We start from the raw sequence: 16,613 nt of genomic DNA on the forward strand, positions 1-16,613 counted from the left end.
AAATAGTCCGGTGATGGCGGGGTCCACTTGTAAACAGGCCAGTAATAACTAGTATAGCAACGAGTTAGTTAACGCCTGCGTCTGAACCTGTAATTTGCGCAATCATCCGTCAGGGTAAGCAGCGGAATGTAAACGCATTCGGCAAGGGATGCGTTGTGCGCCTTCATTTGTGGCGCAGGGAGAACCCGAGGCTATCAAGGCGGTATTGGCACCGACAGCCAAGGGCGGTAGCGTGCCTGACTTGCCGCTGTGGTTTGATATTTAATCAGTCCTGTGTGGGTAAAGTCAGAGTAATCTGTTGGTATTGAGTACGGGATTATTGTTTTCATAGTCAATGACAATGGCGTAAATGCCGCAGGAGCTCCCCTCAGAAACGCTTCAGGCTCAACATCAGTACTGTTCACTTCAGGGTCTGGTCGTGGTGGGTTAAGGAAATAAAATAAAGAGTTAAATATGCGCGATAACCATTTTACGTTTAAAAGTCTTATCACCAAATTATTATTGGCTTGTTCTGATTTAATATGTTTCAACGCGGCATTATTTATCGCGATGATGCTAATTAATTTGACATCTCCGTCTCTTTTATCGGATATGTCTGACCGGGAATTAAATTTAAAAATTGCTACCCACATTTGCCTGTCAGTAATTTGCGTGGGCTGGTTCTGGGTCAGACTGCGTCATTACACCTATCGCAAACCTTTCTGGTTCGAATTAAAAGAAATTTTTCGTACCATTCTTATTTTTTCCGTTATTGAACTGTCAATCACGGCACTGTCTCAGTGGCAAATGTCCCGTTTTGTCTGGCTGCTGACCTGGCTTATCACGCTGGTGATTATTCCTGTCTGTCGCTCCGTTTTTAAACGCGTCTTAAATAATTATGGCCTGTGGAAAAAACAGACCATCATTATCGGCAGCAGTAAAAATGCCCAGGAAGCGTGGGAAGCGCTGCAAAGTGAAGAAGTCATGGGATTCGATGTCATTGCCTTCTACGACGTTGATGGGACCTGCCCTCAGGACGTCATGTCGGGCGTTCCTGTTCTGCGCGACGAACAGGACGTATGGAAGCTGACCAATGCGGACACCCAGTTCATCGTGGCGGTGGAATTCGAGCAAAGCCAGTACCGTGATATGTGGCTGAAATCACTGGCTATGCACAACTGTCGCTCCGTTTCTGTCATTCCGACGCTGCGCGGCGTACCGCTGTACGGTACCGATATGGCCTACATCTTCAGCCATGAAGTCATGATCCTGCGCGTGCAGAATAACCTGGCTAAGCGTACGTCACGCTTCCTGAAGCGCGTATTCGATATTGTTGGCGCACTGTCTATCATCGTCATGCTGCTCCCCGCGCTGCTGGTGCTGGGTTTTCTGGTCGGCCGGGATGGCGGTCCACCGATTTATGGTCATGAGCGCGTGGGCATGAATGGCCGTAAATTCAAATGCCTGAAATTCCGTTCGATGGTGATCAACTCCAAAGAAGTGCTTGAGGAAGTGCTGCGTACCGATCCGGTCGCCCGTGCTGAGTGGGATAAAGATTTCAAACTTAAAAACGATCCACGTATTACCAAAGTCGGCCACTTCATTCGTAAAACCAGCCTGGATGAGCTGCCGCAACTGTGGAACGTCGTTCGGGGTGATATGAGTCTGGTAGGACCGCGTCCTGTCATCGAAGACGAGCTGGCACGCTACGCCGGTGAAGTGGATTACTACCTGATGGCCAAACCCGGCATGACCGGACTGTGGCAGGTCAGTGGTCGTAACGACGTAGATTATGAAACGCGCGTCTATTTCGATTCCTGGTACGTGAAAAACTGGTCGTTGTGGAACGATATCGCCATTTTGTTCAAAACCGTCGGTGTCGTGCTTAAGCGTGATGGTGCTTATTAACCGCAGGAAAAAGGTGCCAGCCTCTCTCTGACAGCACACGACAGGGGAGCGGGTTGGTACATTTTTCTAAAAAAAAGCGGTACGGCATTGATAAACAGCAATGTTCTGCTTTGCTTTATTTCTTTCTGGGTAAAGCGCGTGATCGGTAAAAGACAGGAGCTAAGAATAATGAACGACATGTTCAGTGCCTGAGTCAGGATAGTTTACTTTTTTTGAGCGCTTACACAGCGGCGTACTTGCCTCTATCAAACATTAACTGATAGCGAAGATCTAAATGATTACAATGAAAATGAAGATGATACCTGTTTTGGTATCTGCCACGTTTATGGCCGGCTGTACCGTCGTGCCGGGGCAAAATTTATCCACTTCGGGAAAAGATGTCATTGAGCAGCAGGACAATAACTTTGACATCGACAAGTACGTTAACGTGTATCCGTTAACGCCGAGCCTGGTGGAAAGAATGCGTCCTAAGCCACTGGTAGCACAAGCCAACCCGTCACTGCAAAATGAGATTCAGAACTATGAATACCGTATCGGCATCGGTGATGTGCTCACCGTGACCGTATGGGATCACCCTGAACTCACCACGCCCGCTGGTCAGTACCGCAGTGCAAGCGACACCGGTAACTGGGTCCATTCAGATGGCACCATTTTCTACCCTTATATTGGTCGGGTCCGTGTCGCAGGCCGGACCGTAGGGGAAGTGCGTAATGAGATCGCGCGTCGCCTGGCACAGTACATCGAAAGTCCTCAGGTTGACGTCAGCATTGCTTCCTTTAAGTCACAGAAAACTTACGTAACCGGTGCGGTGACCACCTCAGGTCAACAGCCTATTACCAACGTTCCGCTTACTATCCTGGACGCAATTAACGCCGCGGGCGGACTGGCTGCGGACGCCGACTGGCGCAACGTGGTTCTGACGCATAATGGCCGTGAACAGCGCGTGTCATTGCAGGCGTTGATGCAGAATGGCGATCTGAGCCAAAACCATCTGCTTTATCCGGGTGACATTCTGTATGTGCCGCGCAACGACGATCTGAAAGTCTTCGTTATGGGTGAAGTGAAACAGCAGGCCACCCTGAAGATGGATCGCAGTGGCATGACGCTGGCGGAAGCGCTGGGCAATGCGGCGGGCATGGATCAGACCACGTCGGATGCGACCGGTGTCTTTGTTATCCGTCCGACACGCGGCACAGACCGCAACAAGATCGCCAATATTTACCAGTTGAACACCAAAGATGCTGCATCAATGGTGATGGGTACCGAATTCCAACTCGAACCTTACGATATCGTCTACGTGACCTCGACGCCGCTGACGCGTTGGAATCGCGTGATATCGCAGTTGATACCAACCATAGCCGGTGTTAACGATGCGACGCAGGCCGCACAACGCATCCGCAACTGGTCGAACTAAGGTTTCGCCATGATTAAGTCTGTGTTAGTCGTCTGCGTAGGCAACATCTGCCGCTCTCCTACCGGAGAGCGCCTGTTCAAACGTGCGCTGCCGCAACTCTCTGTCGCCTCAGCCGGTCTGGGTGCCCTCGTCGGGCACGCGGCGGATAAAACCGCCTCTGACGTCGCGGCCGATAACGGGTTGTCACTGGAAGGGCACGAGGCCCAACAGTTAACGGCCAACCTGTGTCGGGAATATGACCTGATTCTGGTGATGGAAAAGCGCCACATTGAACAGGTTAACCGCATTGACCCGGCAGCGCGTGGCAAAACGATGCTGCTTGGGCACTGGCTCGATCAGAAGGAAATTGCGGATCCGTACAGAAAAAGCCGTGAGGCCTTTGAAGAGGTTTACGGGTTACTGGAACACGCCACTCAGAAATGGGTCAGCGTTTTAAGCCGATAGTTGGGATTATCCATGAATAGTAAAAATAAAGTCATGACCGCGCCACGCGAGGAATCGAATGGATGGGATCTGGCACACCTTGTGGGACAGCTGATTGATCACCGGTGGGTGATCGTCGCTGTGACCGCTTTTTTCATGCTGGTGACAACCCTTTACACCTTGTTTGCAACACCCATTTACAGCGCCGATGCGATGGTTCAGGTCGAGCAAAAGAACACCAGCACCGTTCTGAATGAACTGCAAACGCTGATGCCGACCACGCCTGCTTCTGACACTGAGATTCAGATTCTGGAATCACGTATGGTACTGGGCAAAACCGTTCAGGACCTTGGTCTGGATGCGGTGGTCTCACAGAACTATTTCCCGGTTATCGGTAAAGGTCTGTCGCGCCTGATGGGCAATAAACCGGGCGAGGTCGCGGTTTCCCGTCTGGAGATCCCACGCACTATCGACAAACGCAGCGTTAAGCTGGAAGTGACCGGAAAAGACAGCTACACCGTTTCGGCTGACGGGGATGAGCTGTTTAAAGGAAAAGTCGGGCAGTTTGAAAAACACGGTGATGTCAGCATGCTGGTCAGCGATATCAATGCTGAACCCGGCACCACATTTACCGTCACCAAACTGAACGAGTTGCAGGCGATTAACAGCATCCTGTCTAACCTGACCGTCGCGGATAAAGGAAAAGATACTGGCGTGCTGGGCCTGCAGTATGTGGGTGAAGACCCGGATCAGATCAGTAAGGTGCTGAATCAGATCGTCAACAACTACCTGTTGCAGAACGTTCAGCGTAAATCTGAGCAGGCGGAGAAAAGCCTGGAGTTCCTGAAAACGCAACTGCCTGAAGTCCGGGCCAAACTGGATCAGGCTGAAGATAAGCTGAACGCCTTCCGCCGCGCGAATGAATCCGTTGACCTCTCACTGGAAGCGAAATCGGCACTGGATTCTTCCGTCAGCGTACAGAGCCAGCTTAACGAGCTGACTTTCCGTGAAGCCGAAGTGTCGCAGCTGTTTACCAAAGATCACCCGACCTATCGTGCGCTGCTTGAGAAGCGCAAAACGCTGGAAGATGAGCAGGCTGAGTTAAACAAGAAAATTGCGCAGATGCCGAAAACCCAGCAAGAGATTCTGCGTCTGACCCGCGATGTGCAGTCAGGCCAGGAAATCTACATGCAGCTGCTTAACCGTCAGCAAGAGCTGAGCATCAGCAAGGCCAGTACCGTGGGTGATGTTCGCATCATCGACCAGGCGGCCACCGCTAACGCACCGGTAGCCCCGAAGAAGCTGTTGATTATCGCCGCCAGCTTTATCCTGGGCCTGATGGTTTCCGTGGGCGTGGTTCTGCTTAAAGCCCTGTTGCATCACGGCATCGAAAATCCAGAACAGCTGGAAGAGCTGGGCATGAACGTCTATGCCAGCGTACCGCTCTCCGACTGGCAGCGTAAGAAAGACACCGAGGCGCTGGCACGTCGTGGTCACAAGGTGAAAACCGATCCGCATGACACGCTGCTGGCGCTGGGTAATCCGACCGATCTGTCCATTGAAGCGATTCGTAGCCTGCGTACCAGCCTGCACTTCGCCATGATGGAGGCGAAAAACAACATCCTGATGATTACCGGGGCCAGCCCGGGCATTGGTAAAACCTTTATCTGTGTCAACCTGGCGACGCTGGTGGCCAAAGCCGGTCAGAAAGTGCTGTTTATCGACGGTGACATGCGCCGGGGTTATACCCACGAACTGCTAGGTGCTGATAACAAATCCGGGCTGTCAAACGTCCTGTCCGGCAAAACGGAGTTTAGCCCGGCCATGATTCAGCAGGGCGCGTACGGATTTGATTTCCTGCCACGTGGTCAGGTGCCGCCGAACCCGTCGGAGCTGTTAATGCATCGCCGTATGAGTGAACTGCTGGACTGGGCAAGCAAAAACTACGATCTGGTCCTGATTGATACACCGCCGATTCTGGCCGTTACCGACGCCTCCATTATCGGCAAACTGGCCGGTACGTCGTTGATGGTGGCGCGTTTCGAAACTAACACCACGAAAGAAGTGGATGTCAGCTTCAAACGCTTTGCCCAGAACGGTATCGAAATTAAAGGGGTGATTCTGAACGCCGTGGTACGCAAAGCCGCTAACTCTTATGGTTACGGCTACGACTACTACGACTACGAATACGGTAAACCCACGAAAAGCTAAGCGCTAAGTGAGAAGGGGCGGGTTTCACCGCCCCTTTTGATCGCTGGCTTGCGATGACGACACGCAACGATTTGCACAGATGATTCTGGATAGAACGCACAATAAGCGACGATCTCACGTCAATCATCAGAATTCATCATCAACATGCCCTGGTCTTTCACGCAGACCCGCTGAGACAGCCCCCTGGAAGGGCATCAGCGCTGGCCACTGTTGGCATGTGAACTTGTGGATTTAAGGAATCACACCATGGCTCCATATTGGTCAATATCAGGGTTTTTGCTGCTGCTTTCGCTGTTCGAAATCCTGGTTAAAAAAGACGAACGCACAAATTATGCTTTAACCTGGCTGCTCTGTATTGCTGCCATGATTTTGATTGTTTTCGGCGGTATTCGCGGTCTGGGCACCGGCATGGATGACTTTCAGTACCGGAGTTTCTTCGAGGACTTCGTACGACGCATTCAGATTAACGGTTTTTTTAATACCGTCGCTTTTTTCCGTTACGAACCGCTGATTTTCGCCATGGCCTGGCTGACCAGCCTGTTTTCGCACAATGCCAGCGTCTTTCTGTTTGTGTTTTGTGCCATTGCAGTTTCCATAAATACCTACTTCTTTAAGAAGATGTCACCCTATCCGGTGCTGGCGCTGGCGCTGTATTCCGCGCACATCTTTATTAACAAAGACATAAACCAGATTCGCTTTGGCCTGAGCTCCGCGCTGTTCCTGGGTGTGCTGTGGTCCATTTACCTCAAGCGTTACTGGTGGGCATTTACCTTTTTTATTCTGTCATTTATGAGCCACAATACCGCCGTTATGGTGGTGACGCTGGTGCCGTTCCTGTTTATTCGTGACTGGCGCTGGTGGCCGGTGGTTATCATTCTCTTCAGTCTGCCGCTCTCCGTTGTCGGCGGTTCCAGCTTTATCGCGCTGATTGCCGGTCATCTGGGGTCGCTGGGTGAAAGGGCATCGGGCTATAACAATGACCCGTCCTACGCAATGGATGGCAGTATCCTGTCAGTCTCGAACCTAAAAAACATCATGCTGGTGTTTATCTTCTTCTATTTCATGCTGACGGAAGAGCTGAAGCGCGAAAATTACGCCCAGTACCGTCTTAACTATCTGCTGATTTTAAGTTTTGCTATCGGCGGGGCGATCAGGATCTTCCTGTACAACTTCCCGTCGGGTTCACGTCTGTCCAACTATTTGCAACAGGTCGAGCCGATTATCCTGACCTCGCTCATCTTTCAGGCCAGGCGCGTCTGGAAGCCCGCACTGTTTGGCATGCTGGTTTTCTTCCTGCTCTATTACCTCTACTACAACACCATTTCCACCAAACAGGCGGTTGTCGGCTACGAAGTGGCGCAGGAGTTTTGGTTGACTCGCTAATCAACCCGGCGATCGTCCTCCCGTGAAAGGTGTCACGCAGGGGCGGTTGCCAGTCAGAACACAGGTTTTTCTTCGACCTTTGTCGATTGAATTGTTTATTTTTGAACTATTTTAATGAGGTGCTGGCAATGAAGGACATTCGTTTCTCCATCGTAATTCCGGCTTATAACGCGTCAGAATCGATTGTCACGACGCTGGATTGCGTTAAAGCACAGACGTATCGTCATTTCGAGGTCATCATCGTTGATGACAAATCGGCGGATGCCGCCGCGCTCGCCGAGGTGGTTCGCAGCGAGCGTTACCAGGACCTGGACATCAACCTGGTGTTGTCAGAGGTCAAGCTGAATGGCGCAGGTGCGCGTAACAAAGGCATTGAACTGGCCACGGGCGACTATGTCAGCTTCCTGGATGCCGACGATGAATGGCACGCCGATAAGCTGCTGCAGGTCACAAAAAAAATTGCCGAACTTGAGGCGCAGGGCAAAGACAAGACCATTATCTTCAGTCAGGTGAATATCTATCAGGACGGCGCGTTCCTGAAAGTCATGCCAATGCAGCCGCCTGCTGAAAATGAAACGGTGGCGGAATATCTGTTCGGTTGTTATGGCTTCATTCAAACCAGCACGATTGTGCTGAAGCGTGAAGATGCCGCCAAAATTCAGTTCGATGCGCGCTTTATTCGCCATCAGGATTATGACTTCTGTATCCGTGCCGATCGGATGGGTTACCGGTTCGAGATGATTGACGCGCCGCTGGCTAACTATCATCTGGTGACCTCGTTCGGTTCAAAGCACAAAGGGGAATCGGTCAAATACTCCCTGTTCTGGCTGGATACCATGAAGCCGCACCTTACCGCACGTGATATTCACACCTATAAAGCCTTTAAGCTGCCGCTGCGCTACAAAATGGACGGCAACGCCCTGATGGCGAGCGTGAGTTTTGCCCGCTATTTCTTGCTCACTAATAAAGACAATCGCACCTACTTCCTCAACCGCGTGAAAGACAAGCTGAAAGCGCGTTTTGGCGGTGAAAAGGCACTTTCCTGATTCTCTTAAATGTTGTGACGTTTCTGTGCTGCCGGAAGCCTCTCCCGGTCGCTCCGTCTTTTTATTTATTCAGGTATGAAAATGACTAATCACTCTGGTACCGTTGGCATCGTGATGCCTATGTATAATGCCCGCCAGACGGTATTACGCGCCGTGCAGTCCGTGTTAAATCAAACCTATCAGGACTGGCACCTCTATCTGATCAACGATAAATCCACCGATGACTCCCTCGCCTGGGTAACAGAACAGTGCCAGGATCCGCGTATTACGATTCTGGACAATGCCGTGAACATGGGCGCAGCCGAAACCCGCAATGTCGGCTTGCGCACGGCCAAAGAAGAGATCATTGCTTTTCTGGACAGCGATGATGAATGGCACAGTGATAAACTGCGTCAGCAGATGCAGGCGATAGCCGATGGGGATAATCTGGTTATTACCGAATATCATTATAAAACCCGCAAAGCTGACCACGATATCCGCTACTCGAAGCCGTATTTACAGCAGGACAACTTCGTAAAAAAACAGTACCGTGTCTGCTTCTCTTCCGTGTGCTTTCGCCGTCCACCAGGCGGTATTTTTTTCCAGCGCAAAGGTCATGAAGACTTCCTTTTCCTCTACGAACTGTTTAGCCGTTATAAACAGGCCAGGATAATTCAGACAATTCTGGTGAATTATTATGAGCTGGGCGATTCTCTGTCGCGTAATAAAAATAAAGCCGCGAAATGGCACCTCGAACTATTAAGAATTATCTATAAAAACAATCCGTTAAAAATCTATTACTATTACGCCTGGTATATGGTGAACGGTGTGCTTTTTAGCCTGAAACACCGTTAAGCCGATCGGCAGGATTGTCTGTAAACTTTGAGGTGGATAACGTTTCATGAAAAAAATCGTCCTGGTGATCAAAGACGCTTACTCGTATGCCGGCACCGAGAATATCTGTAACTTTATGTCGGAATGCCTCGGTGATGAGCACGACGTCACCATTTACTCGCTGGAAGGGCACGGTCAGCCGTTTTACCCGTTTGAAAAGGTTAAGCGCATCGTCAGCTTTGAAGGGGAAAGTAACCCGATTAAAAGTGCGGTGGCACGTATCCAGCAGGAAGGCTTTGATACCGTGTTTTTGATCAGCATGGGCCGCCTGAGCGTGATGTTTGCGTTCTGGAATCTGATGACGTTTAAAAAGAAACGTTTCAAAGCCTATGCCTGTGAGCACGTGGCCATCAACTCCTTTAGCAAGCCCATTAAATTCCTCAAATTCCTGCTTCTGCGCTACTACGACCGCGTGATTGTGTTGACGGATAAAGATCATCAGGTCTTTCAGCGCTGGCACATTCCCAGCCAGACTATCCCCAACCCGGTCGTATACAAAGCCTGGCAACGCACCTCGCGTCATCGCCAGGCGCTGGCAGTCGGCCGTCTGGACAATCAAAAGGGTTTTGACCTGCTACTGGATATCTGGCGCGACTTTGCCAAAGCCCATCCAGACTGGACCCTGGTCATTGCCGGTGACGGCGAGCTGCGCCAGCAACTGCACGATCAGGCTGCCGTGCTGGGCATCACCTCCAGCGTGAAGTTCGTCGGCAAAGTCAGCAACATCAACGACTACTATCGCGACAGCGATATGGCGCTGATGACCTCGCGTTATGAAGGTTTACCGCTGGTTTTGCTGGAAGCCAAATCGTGGTCGTTGCCGGTGGTGGCGTATGACTGCCCGACGGGTCCTCAGGAGATCATCAATCACGGTGAAGACGGCTTCCTGGTGCCAATGAACAAGAAAAGCGAATTTCTGGCGCGGATGGAGCAACTGGCGAGCGATGATGCCTTGTTCTACGCCATGAGCGAAAAAACCCAACACACTGCGCTGAAATTTGACGGCAAACAGATTAAACAAAGCTGGCTGGCGCTGGTGTAAACGGGCTGGAGATGCTCATTTTTGCTGTGCCTCATGGGACACCTTTTATGGCTGAGTTTACAGCCTTCATGACGACGGGATTTACTGCATGAAAAGAAGAGAAGTCTTGCAAACCGCAGCCTCCGCCCTTGTCGGTGCGCTTTCCGTGAGCACGTTTTCCAGTTACGCCGCCAAAAATACAGGTCTGGCGCTGAAATCGGTTGATGCAACGGCGATCCCGAAAGGGGATGTTCCCATTCTTACCCCTGAAAATGTGTACGCCATGCCACCGCAGTTTTGGCAAAATTTTCAGGGGAAGCTGTGGATTGGCAGAGCAGGCAGCGATGCCCGCCAGCCCGGTAACCAGATTCCGGTCTTTTTGCGCGATGCCAACGGCAATCTGGCGCAAATCACCCAGCCGATTACGCTGAACAAAGGCAATTTTGATCAGTTCGTCAAAGACAATGCGGCGCTTATCGCTAATCCGTCGCACGCCATGGCGCTGGAGGACAGCAACGGACAGACCGTATTCAACATTCCGGATGTCAGTCAGCCGGGTCAGGCCGCTTTTAGTCAGCGTCTGGCGCAGCCTGCCGGTTATCAGCTCATCGGGGAAATTCCTTCTGTCGATGATCTGCGTAAAACGCGGCCGCTGTTTGAAGGGGCAAAGATTAAGCTGAAGAGCTGGCATCCCGGCCTGGAAGTAGGCGGGGGCGAGTTTGTTGGCAGTTTTCAACCCGCTCAGGACGATCAGGGCGTGATTTTCAGCGGCGACGGCTTTCACTGGCGCCGCGTGGTGGATGACTATAACCGGCTGTCGCTGTTTGACTTCGGCGCGATCGCCGACGGCAAAACCGACAGCGCGCCCGCCATTAAAGCCATGTATCAGTGGTCGCAACAGAGCGATCAGCCTATCTGTGTCCAGTTCCCGGCAGGCACCTTCTTCGTGACAGGCTGTGACTTTGGCGAAGAACAGCGTCGCTTTTTCCGTATCTCCGGGGCCATGGTCAACTTCGGCTACTTCCCGGCGACCACCATCGTTTCTGATGGTCAATCCCCGTTTGTGTTTGAGGTCAGCGCCCGCTGGGTGGAAATCTCCAACCTGATTTTCAATGGCAATACCGATACGAAGCCGAACAGGCAGGGCCTGTTCCGCAATACCTGTCCGGGAGGGCAATTCTTCCGGGGGGCCTGTCTGCGTTTCAACAACGTTGGTGGCACCGCGCTGAGCCTGCTGGATACGCTGGACTGTAAAATTGACCAGTGGTACGCCTCGGCCTGTACTGGTGATGTCATTCAGGCCGGCTGGTCAGGACAGAAGAAGGGCAACTGGGATCACAGCACGGCGATTGAGCTTTCCAACTTCAATGCGCAGCACTGTAAAGGTGGCAAGGTCCTGAATCTGCCGCGCTGCAGTCAGTCGCTGATTCATAACGGCTGGATTGAACACTGCGACAATCCCGGCGATATCTCCAATGGTCAGTGGATTATTGATGCGCTCAGTCTGGAAGATTGCAAAAACCCGCTTATCGCCTGGCACTCGCGCCTGAATACGCGCCAGACCAACCTGCAGTCGGGGAGCTGGATTGATAACTCAGAGCAGGGCGATCGCTGGTTAAGCGCCTGGGAGATGGGATCGACCCGCGTTGAATCCTACGGCGTCGCGATTGATGGCAGCCTGAAATACAACTATCTCACTTCGCGCTGGTTGCTGGAAAACAACACCAGTCAGCCCGTGTGGTACGAACTGGCTAACCTTTATTCTCCTACTGTCGGTGACTCGTGGGAAATCGAGGTCTTCGGCCAGTCGCAGTTTAACAACGGCACGGACAGCGAACCGCTGATGAATCTGATCGACGGCAGAAACACCGGGGGTCGCGCGGTGATTCATGTTCAGCGTAAGAAAGATCACGCTGAAGCCAGCTGGTCAGCGGAAGGCAGCAGCCCGGTGCTGGACGTGCGCTACGTGGCGAAAACCGACACCGATACACAGGTCTTTATCAGGCTGGCAGGCTGGACGCCTTCTGCTGCCATCATGATCAAAAGCACCGCGAAGGACCGTTTTGTGACCGGCCGCTGCGCGCGGGTCGATGCCAAAATGGCTAAAGCCACGCCCGACAGTGGCAGCCATGCTGCACCGCAGCGCTTTAGTCTGCACAACGGCAAAGCGGGCGTCGGCGCAAATGAGCAAGGCGATCTCCTGCTGGCTTCCCGCGCGCTGTCGGCTGACAACGTGGATACCCGTAAACCAGAAGGTTTCGTGTCGGTGGTCATTAACGGTAAAACCGTTGCCTTGCCCTATTTTGCCATTAAAGCGTAATTGAGAGAGGGCTGCCCTTAGCGGCAGCCAGGGCCAACGGGATCTGGGCTGTTGGCGTGCACGTTATTGCTGTTTTTTATCAGTGTTCATTTTGCCCGTTTCGGAACTGGGCGGTTGTTAGAATTAGAAAAAATTTAATTCGGAGTTTTTATGAAAATTTTATTGGTGGGTAACCATACCTGTGGGAATCGTGGGGATGGCGCGATTCTGCGTGGACTGATTGATTCAATTCAGGCCGCGCGCAACGATGTCGATATTGATGTGATTAGCCGTTATCCAACCAGCTCCGGTTATCTGCTTCAGCAACATATTCAGCAGGACAAGCTGTTCCTGCATAACAACTCCTCGGGGAAGGGCCTGATTGGCTCGGTCAAACGTAAGGTAGCGAACCGCCTGATGCCGAACATCATGATGGCACACCTGGGTAAGGGCGGTCCTTACAAGTCATTTTCCGTGCCGCCGCACCTTAAAGCCTTTACGGAAAGCCTGAAGGATTATGATGCCATCATCCAGGTAGGCGGCTCATTCTTTGTCGATCTCTATGGCGTAACGCAGTTTGACCATGCGCTTTGTGCTCTGTTAGCTAAAAAACCTATTTACCTGATTGGTCACTCGGTCGGTCCGTTCCAGAATGCGCGCACCAACCAACTGGCAAATTTTGTGTTTGATCGGGTGGACAAGCTTATTCTGCGTGAATCGGTCAGTCTGGATCTGATGAAGCGGGATGGCGTTACCAGCTCGAAAGTGGTGGCCGGTGTGGATACCGCGTTTCTGGTTCGTGCCCGTGAAGTGGAAAACCCCAGCCACAGCCTGCAACACTGGCAGAGCGTGATCCGCGCGCGTAAAACCATTGCCATCACGGTACGCGAACTGGCCCCCTTTGATAAGCGTTTGGGCGTCACGCAGCAAGACTATGAAGCCGCATGTGGCCGGGTGATTAACGCGATGATCGCGAGCGGTTATCAGGTCGTCGCCCTGTCTACCTGCACCGGTATCGACAGCTACGCCAAAGATGACCGCATGGTCGCGCTGACCCTGCGTGACCACGTACAACAGTCTGAGCATTATCACGTCGTGATGGACGAGTTTAATGACCTGGAACTGGGTGTGCTGCTCAGCGAGTGTCATCTCACCATTGGTACCCGTCTGCACTCTGCCATTATCTCGATGAACTTCGGCACGCCTGCCGTAGCGATTAACTATGAGCACAAATCCATGGGCGTCATGAATCAGTTAGGCCTGCCGCAGATGGCGACCGATGTGCAGAGCCTGATGGACGGTTCCCTGATCGATAAGGTGCAGAGCGTCCTGGCCGACTACGACGCGATCAAGCAAAACGTTGCTGCTGCCGTGGCGCACGAAAGGGAAGTGGGTAACCGAATCACTGAAGAGATTCTAAACGTAATAGGATGATGTGATGAAACTGACTTTTTTCACGATGCGTTTCCCGGTTGCCTCTGAAACATTTGTTCTGAACCAGGTCACTCATTTTATTGATGCGGGCTATGACGTTGAGATTATCTCGGTATTTCCGGGGGATCTGGTCAACCGGCATGGCGCGTTTGATGAGTACGGCCTGGCAGCAAAAACGCACTACCTGCTGCCAGAAGAAAAAGTGTCGCTGACGGACAAGCTGGGACAACGCCTGAAACTCGTTTTGCCTAAAATCACCCGGGCATCCTTATTACGTTCGCTTAACGTGCGCCGCTATGGCGCACAATCAAGCAAACTGCTGCTTCCCGCCATTGTCGCCAATGCGCGTCAGACCTATGAAGCGGATGTGTTCCTGGTGCACTTCGGCTATGCCGGTGCGCTGGCAAATAAACTCCGCGAACTGGGTATTCTGAAGGGCAAACAGGCCACCGTTTTCCACGGCGCGGATATTTCGCGTCGTCACATTCTTGACGAGCACAAGCAGGATTACCGCAACCTGTTTCAGCAGAGCGAGCTGATGCTACCGATCAGCCATCTGTGGCAAAACAAGTTGATCGAAATGGGCTGCCCGCCCGAAAAGATTCACGTGACCCGTATGGGCATCGAGCCAGAGAAATTCAACTTCCAGCCGCGCGACGGTTTTCACACGCCGCTGCGTATCGTGTCTGTCGCCCGCCTGACTGAGAAGAAAGGCCTGGATGTCGCGGTCAAAGCCAGCGCCATGCTTAAGCAGCGCGGCGGTCAGTTCCAGTACACGATTATTGGTAACGGCGATCAGGACAAGATGATGCGTGACTTCATTGCGAACGAAGCGATGCAGGATTGCGTCACCATGCCAGGTTTTAAACCGCAGGAGGAGATTCGTAAGGCGCTGAGTGATGCCGATATCTTCCTGCTGCCGTCAAAAACCGCCGCCGATGGCGACATGGAAGGTATTCCTGTCGCGCTGATGGAGGCGATGGCGGTTGGGCTGCCGGTGGTCTCCACCTTCCACAGCGGTATTCCTGAACTTATCGAAAACAACGTTTCCGGCTGGCTGGTCAAAGAAGATGACGCTGACGCGCTGGCCGACACCTTACTGAAACTGTCCCAGGGCGAGGTAGACGTTGCCCCCGTTGTTGCGGCCGCCAGACAGAAAGTGGAAACCGAGTTTAATCAGCATATCGCCTACCGCGAGCTGGCACAGATTCTGGAGCAAATGGTTTGAGTGGAATAAAGTCACAGGCGATTTGGTTGTTTGGCAGTACCTGTTTTTCAGCCGTACTGCAGGTCGCGCAACTGAGTTTTCTCGCCCGTAAACTCGAAACCCATGAACTGGGGCTGCTGGCCATTATCAACGCCATTCTGGCGGTGGCGGGTGTCCTGCAGGACATGGGAATGAGCAGCTATCTGGTACACCGCCAGGACATCACGCGCCGCGAGCAGAGCACGATCTATTGGGTTAACGTCGGTATTAGTTTCTGTACCGGCCTGGTTATGCTGGGCATTGCTTTCCCGGTTGCCTGGTTCTATCACCTTCCGGCGTTAACCGGACTGATTATGCTGACCAGTCTCAACTTCCTGGTGCTCGGTCATCTGTCTCAGTATCAGGCGCACTATATCAAAACCAAACGCATGGTTTCGCTGGCGAAAATTGAGATGGGCACGAAGCTGTTCGCCTTTCTGTGTGTTGTCGCCATGCTGGAGTTTACGTCGCTCACCGTCGCAGCAGCGATTCTGGGCCTGTTTATCAATGCGTTCACTCGTATTTTGTGCATGATTGCGCTTGGAGAGAAGTCCTGGCGGCCTACGCTGGAGTTCGACAAACAGACCTTTTTTAACGCGGTACGCTACGGAATTTACCAGCTCGGTTCGCAGACGATTAACCAGTTACGCACCCAGGCCGATGCGCTGGTGGTGGGGAAAGTGATGGGCGCTGACATGCTCGGTGTTTACTCACTGGCGAAAGAGCTGGTGCTGCAACCGCTCAAGCTGGTGTCGCCCGTGATTAACCGCCTGGCGCTGCCGCGCTTTGCCGAGAAGCAGCACGATCCAGAGCAGTTGAAGAAACTGTTCCTCAAGGGCACGCTGGTGATTATGTTGTTCAGCAGCGCGATGTATCTGGCTATTGGTATTTTGTCACCCGTCATTGTTCGCGTGCTGTATGGTGCCTCACATGAGCAGGTTTACCATCTCATTCCGTTGATGCTGCTGTTTGGCATGCTGCGGCCGATGGGCGGTCTGACTGGTGCTATTTCCCAGGCTAACGGTCGCACCAACGTGGAGTTCTACTGGAACATCGTCGCGAGTCTGGTGGTGGTGGCGGTGCTGGCCACGACCTTTATCTGGCCGAACGTCCTCTATGTCGCGCTGACGCTGTCGATTTCGCAGGTGTTAATTTCCGCCCTGGCGCATCCGTTCTTTATTAAACCGGTCATTGGCATTCGTTTTATACCCTATGCCCGACAGTGGGTGTCGGTCTCCGTGCTGTTTGCGGGACTGATGCTGCTGGTCAATCACTTCAACCTTTTCGTGATGCCGGAATGGTTTGAACAGTGGCTGTAAGTGTCATTATCACGGGCGGCTTCGGGTCGCCCGTGTCGTTTTATGGCTGGCCTTAAA

Annotated in this window: 12 protein-coding genes; all 12 read left to right on the top strand. The window is 52.3% G+C overall.

Translation table 11 applies throughout. The annotated features are described in order from the left end of the window. Positions 1-453 precede the first annotated feature (453 nt). The 12 genes from wbaP to C7433_RS12020 all read left to right on the top strand — a co-directional run bounded on the left by wbaP (position 454) and on the right by C7433_RS12020 (position 16,556). The gene (wbaP, locus tag C7433_RS11965; protein WP_110268228.1) at positions 454-1,887 is read left to right on the top strand and encodes an undecaprenyl-phosphate galactose phosphotransferase WbaP; all 1,434 of its coding nucleotides are present in this window, start codon (positions 454-456) and stop codon (positions 1,885-1,887) included. A 274-nt stretch (positions 1,888-2,161) separates the two neighbouring features. Continuing rightward, the gene (locus C7433_RS11970) at positions 2,162-3,301 is read left to right on the top strand and encodes a polysaccharide export protein (protein ID WP_033740498.1); all 1,140 of its coding nucleotides are present in this window, start codon (positions 2,162-2,164) and stop codon (positions 3,299-3,301) included. Between the two features lie 9 nt (positions 3,302-3,310). Then, entirely contained in the window at positions 3,311-3,745 is a 435-nt protein-coding gene (locus C7433_RS11975) for a protein-tyrosine-phosphatase (RefSeq protein WP_006119871.1), read from the top strand. Between the two features lie 12 nt (positions 3,746-3,757). Then, entirely contained in the window at positions 3,758-5,935 is a 2,178-nt protein-coding gene (wzc, locus tag C7433_RS11980; RefSeq protein WP_110268229.1) for a tyrosine-protein kinase Wzc, read from the top strand. 246 nt (positions 5,936-6,181) lie between these two features. Continuing rightward, entirely contained in the window at positions 6,182-7,318 is a 1,137-nt protein-coding gene (locus tag C7433_RS11985) for an EpsG family protein (RefSeq protein WP_006119869.1), read from the top strand. A gap of 128 nt (positions 7,319-7,446) precedes the next feature. Further along, positions 7,447-8,364, top strand: coding sequence for a glycosyltransferase (locus C7433_RS11990; RefSeq protein ID WP_033740494.1), 918 nt, complete (start codon positions 7,447-7,449; stop codon positions 8,362-8,364). Between the two features lie 81 nt (positions 8,365-8,445). After that, positions 8,446-9,198, top strand: a complete 753-nt coding sequence (locus tag C7433_RS11995) for a glycosyltransferase family 2 protein (RefSeq protein ID WP_110268230.1) — start codon at positions 8,446-8,448, stop codon at positions 9,196-9,198. A gap of 46 nt (positions 9,199-9,244) precedes the next feature. Then, positions 9,245-10,279, top strand: a complete 1,035-nt coding sequence (locus tag C7433_RS12000; RefSeq protein ID WP_054687535.1) for a glycosyltransferase family 4 protein — start codon at positions 9,245-9,247, stop codon at positions 10,277-10,279. Between the two features lie 88 nt (positions 10,280-10,367). After that, on the top strand, positions 10,368-12,578 hold the full coding sequence (locus C7433_RS12005) for a phage tailspike protein (RefSeq protein ID WP_110268231.1): 2,211 nt from the start codon (positions 10,368-10,370) through the stop codon (positions 12,576-12,578). Positions 12,579-12,728: 150 nt separating this feature from the next. Continuing rightward, positions 12,729-13,991 carry a colanic acid biosynthesis pyruvyl transferase WcaK gene (gene wcaK / locus C7433_RS12010; RefSeq protein WP_110268232.1) on the top strand — a complete coding sequence of 421 codons (1,263 nt, stop codon included), beginning with the start codon at positions 12,729-12,731 and terminating at the stop codon, positions 13,989-13,991. A gap of 4 nt (positions 13,992-13,995) precedes the next feature. Then, positions 13,996-15,219, top strand: coding sequence for a glycosyltransferase (locus tag C7433_RS12015; RefSeq protein WP_110268233.1), 1,224 nt, complete (start codon positions 13,996-13,998; stop codon positions 15,217-15,219). Then, positions 15,216-16,556 carry a lipopolysaccharide biosynthesis protein gene (locus C7433_RS12020; protein ID WP_033740483.1) on the top strand — a complete coding sequence of 447 codons (1,341 nt, stop codon included), beginning with the start codon at positions 15,216-15,218 and terminating at the stop codon, positions 16,554-16,556. Before C7433_RS12015 ends, C7433_RS12020 begins: the two co-directional genes overlap by 4 nt. The last annotated feature ends 57 nt before the right edge of the window (positions 16,557-16,613 follow it).

It is taken from the genome of Pantoea sp. PNA 03-3 (assembly GCF_003201175.1).
Lineage (GTDB): Bacteria > Pseudomonadota > Gammaproteobacteria > Enterobacterales > Enterobacteriaceae > Pantoea > Pantoea stewartii.

Bases quoted from the DNA above. Each gene is read 5' to 3' on its own strand.
- C7433_RS11975 (WP_006119871.1), top strand. From the start codon at position 3,311: ATGATTAAGTCTGTGTTAGTCGTCTGCGTAGGCAACATCTGCCGCTCT.
- C7433_RS11995 (WP_110268230.1), top strand. From the start codon at position 8,446: ATGACTAATCACTCTGGTACCGTTGGCATCGTGATGCCTATGTATAAT.
- C7433_RS12015 (WP_110268233.1), top strand. From the start codon at position 13,996: ATGAAACTGACTTTTTTCACGATGCGTTTCCCGGTTGCCTCTGAAACA.
- C7433_RS11990 (WP_033740494.1), top strand. From the start codon at position 7,447: ATGAAGGACATTCGTTTCTCCATCGTAATTCCGGCTTATAACGCGTCA.
- wzc (WP_110268229.1), top strand. From the start codon at position 3,758: ATGAATAGTAAAAATAAAGTCATGACCGCGCCACGCGAGGAATCGAAT.
- C7433_RS11985 (WP_006119869.1), top strand. From the start codon at position 6,182: ATGGCTCCATATTGGTCAATATCAGGGTTTTTGCTGCTGCTTTCGCTG.
- wcaK (WP_110268232.1), top strand. From the start codon at position 12,729: ATGAAAATTTTATTGGTGGGTAACCATACCTGTGGGAATCGTGGGGAT.
- wbaP (WP_110268228.1), top strand. From the start codon at position 454: ATGCGCGATAACCATTTTACGTTTAAAAGTCTTATCACCAAATTATTA.
- C7433_RS11970 (WP_033740498.1), top strand. From the start codon at position 2,162: ATGATTACAATGAAAATGAAGATGATACCTGTTTTGGTATCTGCCACG.
- C7433_RS12000 (WP_054687535.1), top strand. From the start codon at position 9,245: ATGAAAAAAATCGTCCTGGTGATCAAAGACGCTTACTCGTATGCCGGC.
- C7433_RS12005 (WP_110268231.1), top strand. From the start codon at position 10,368: ATGAAAAGAAGAGAAGTCTTGCAAACCGCAGCCTCCGCCCTTGTCGGT.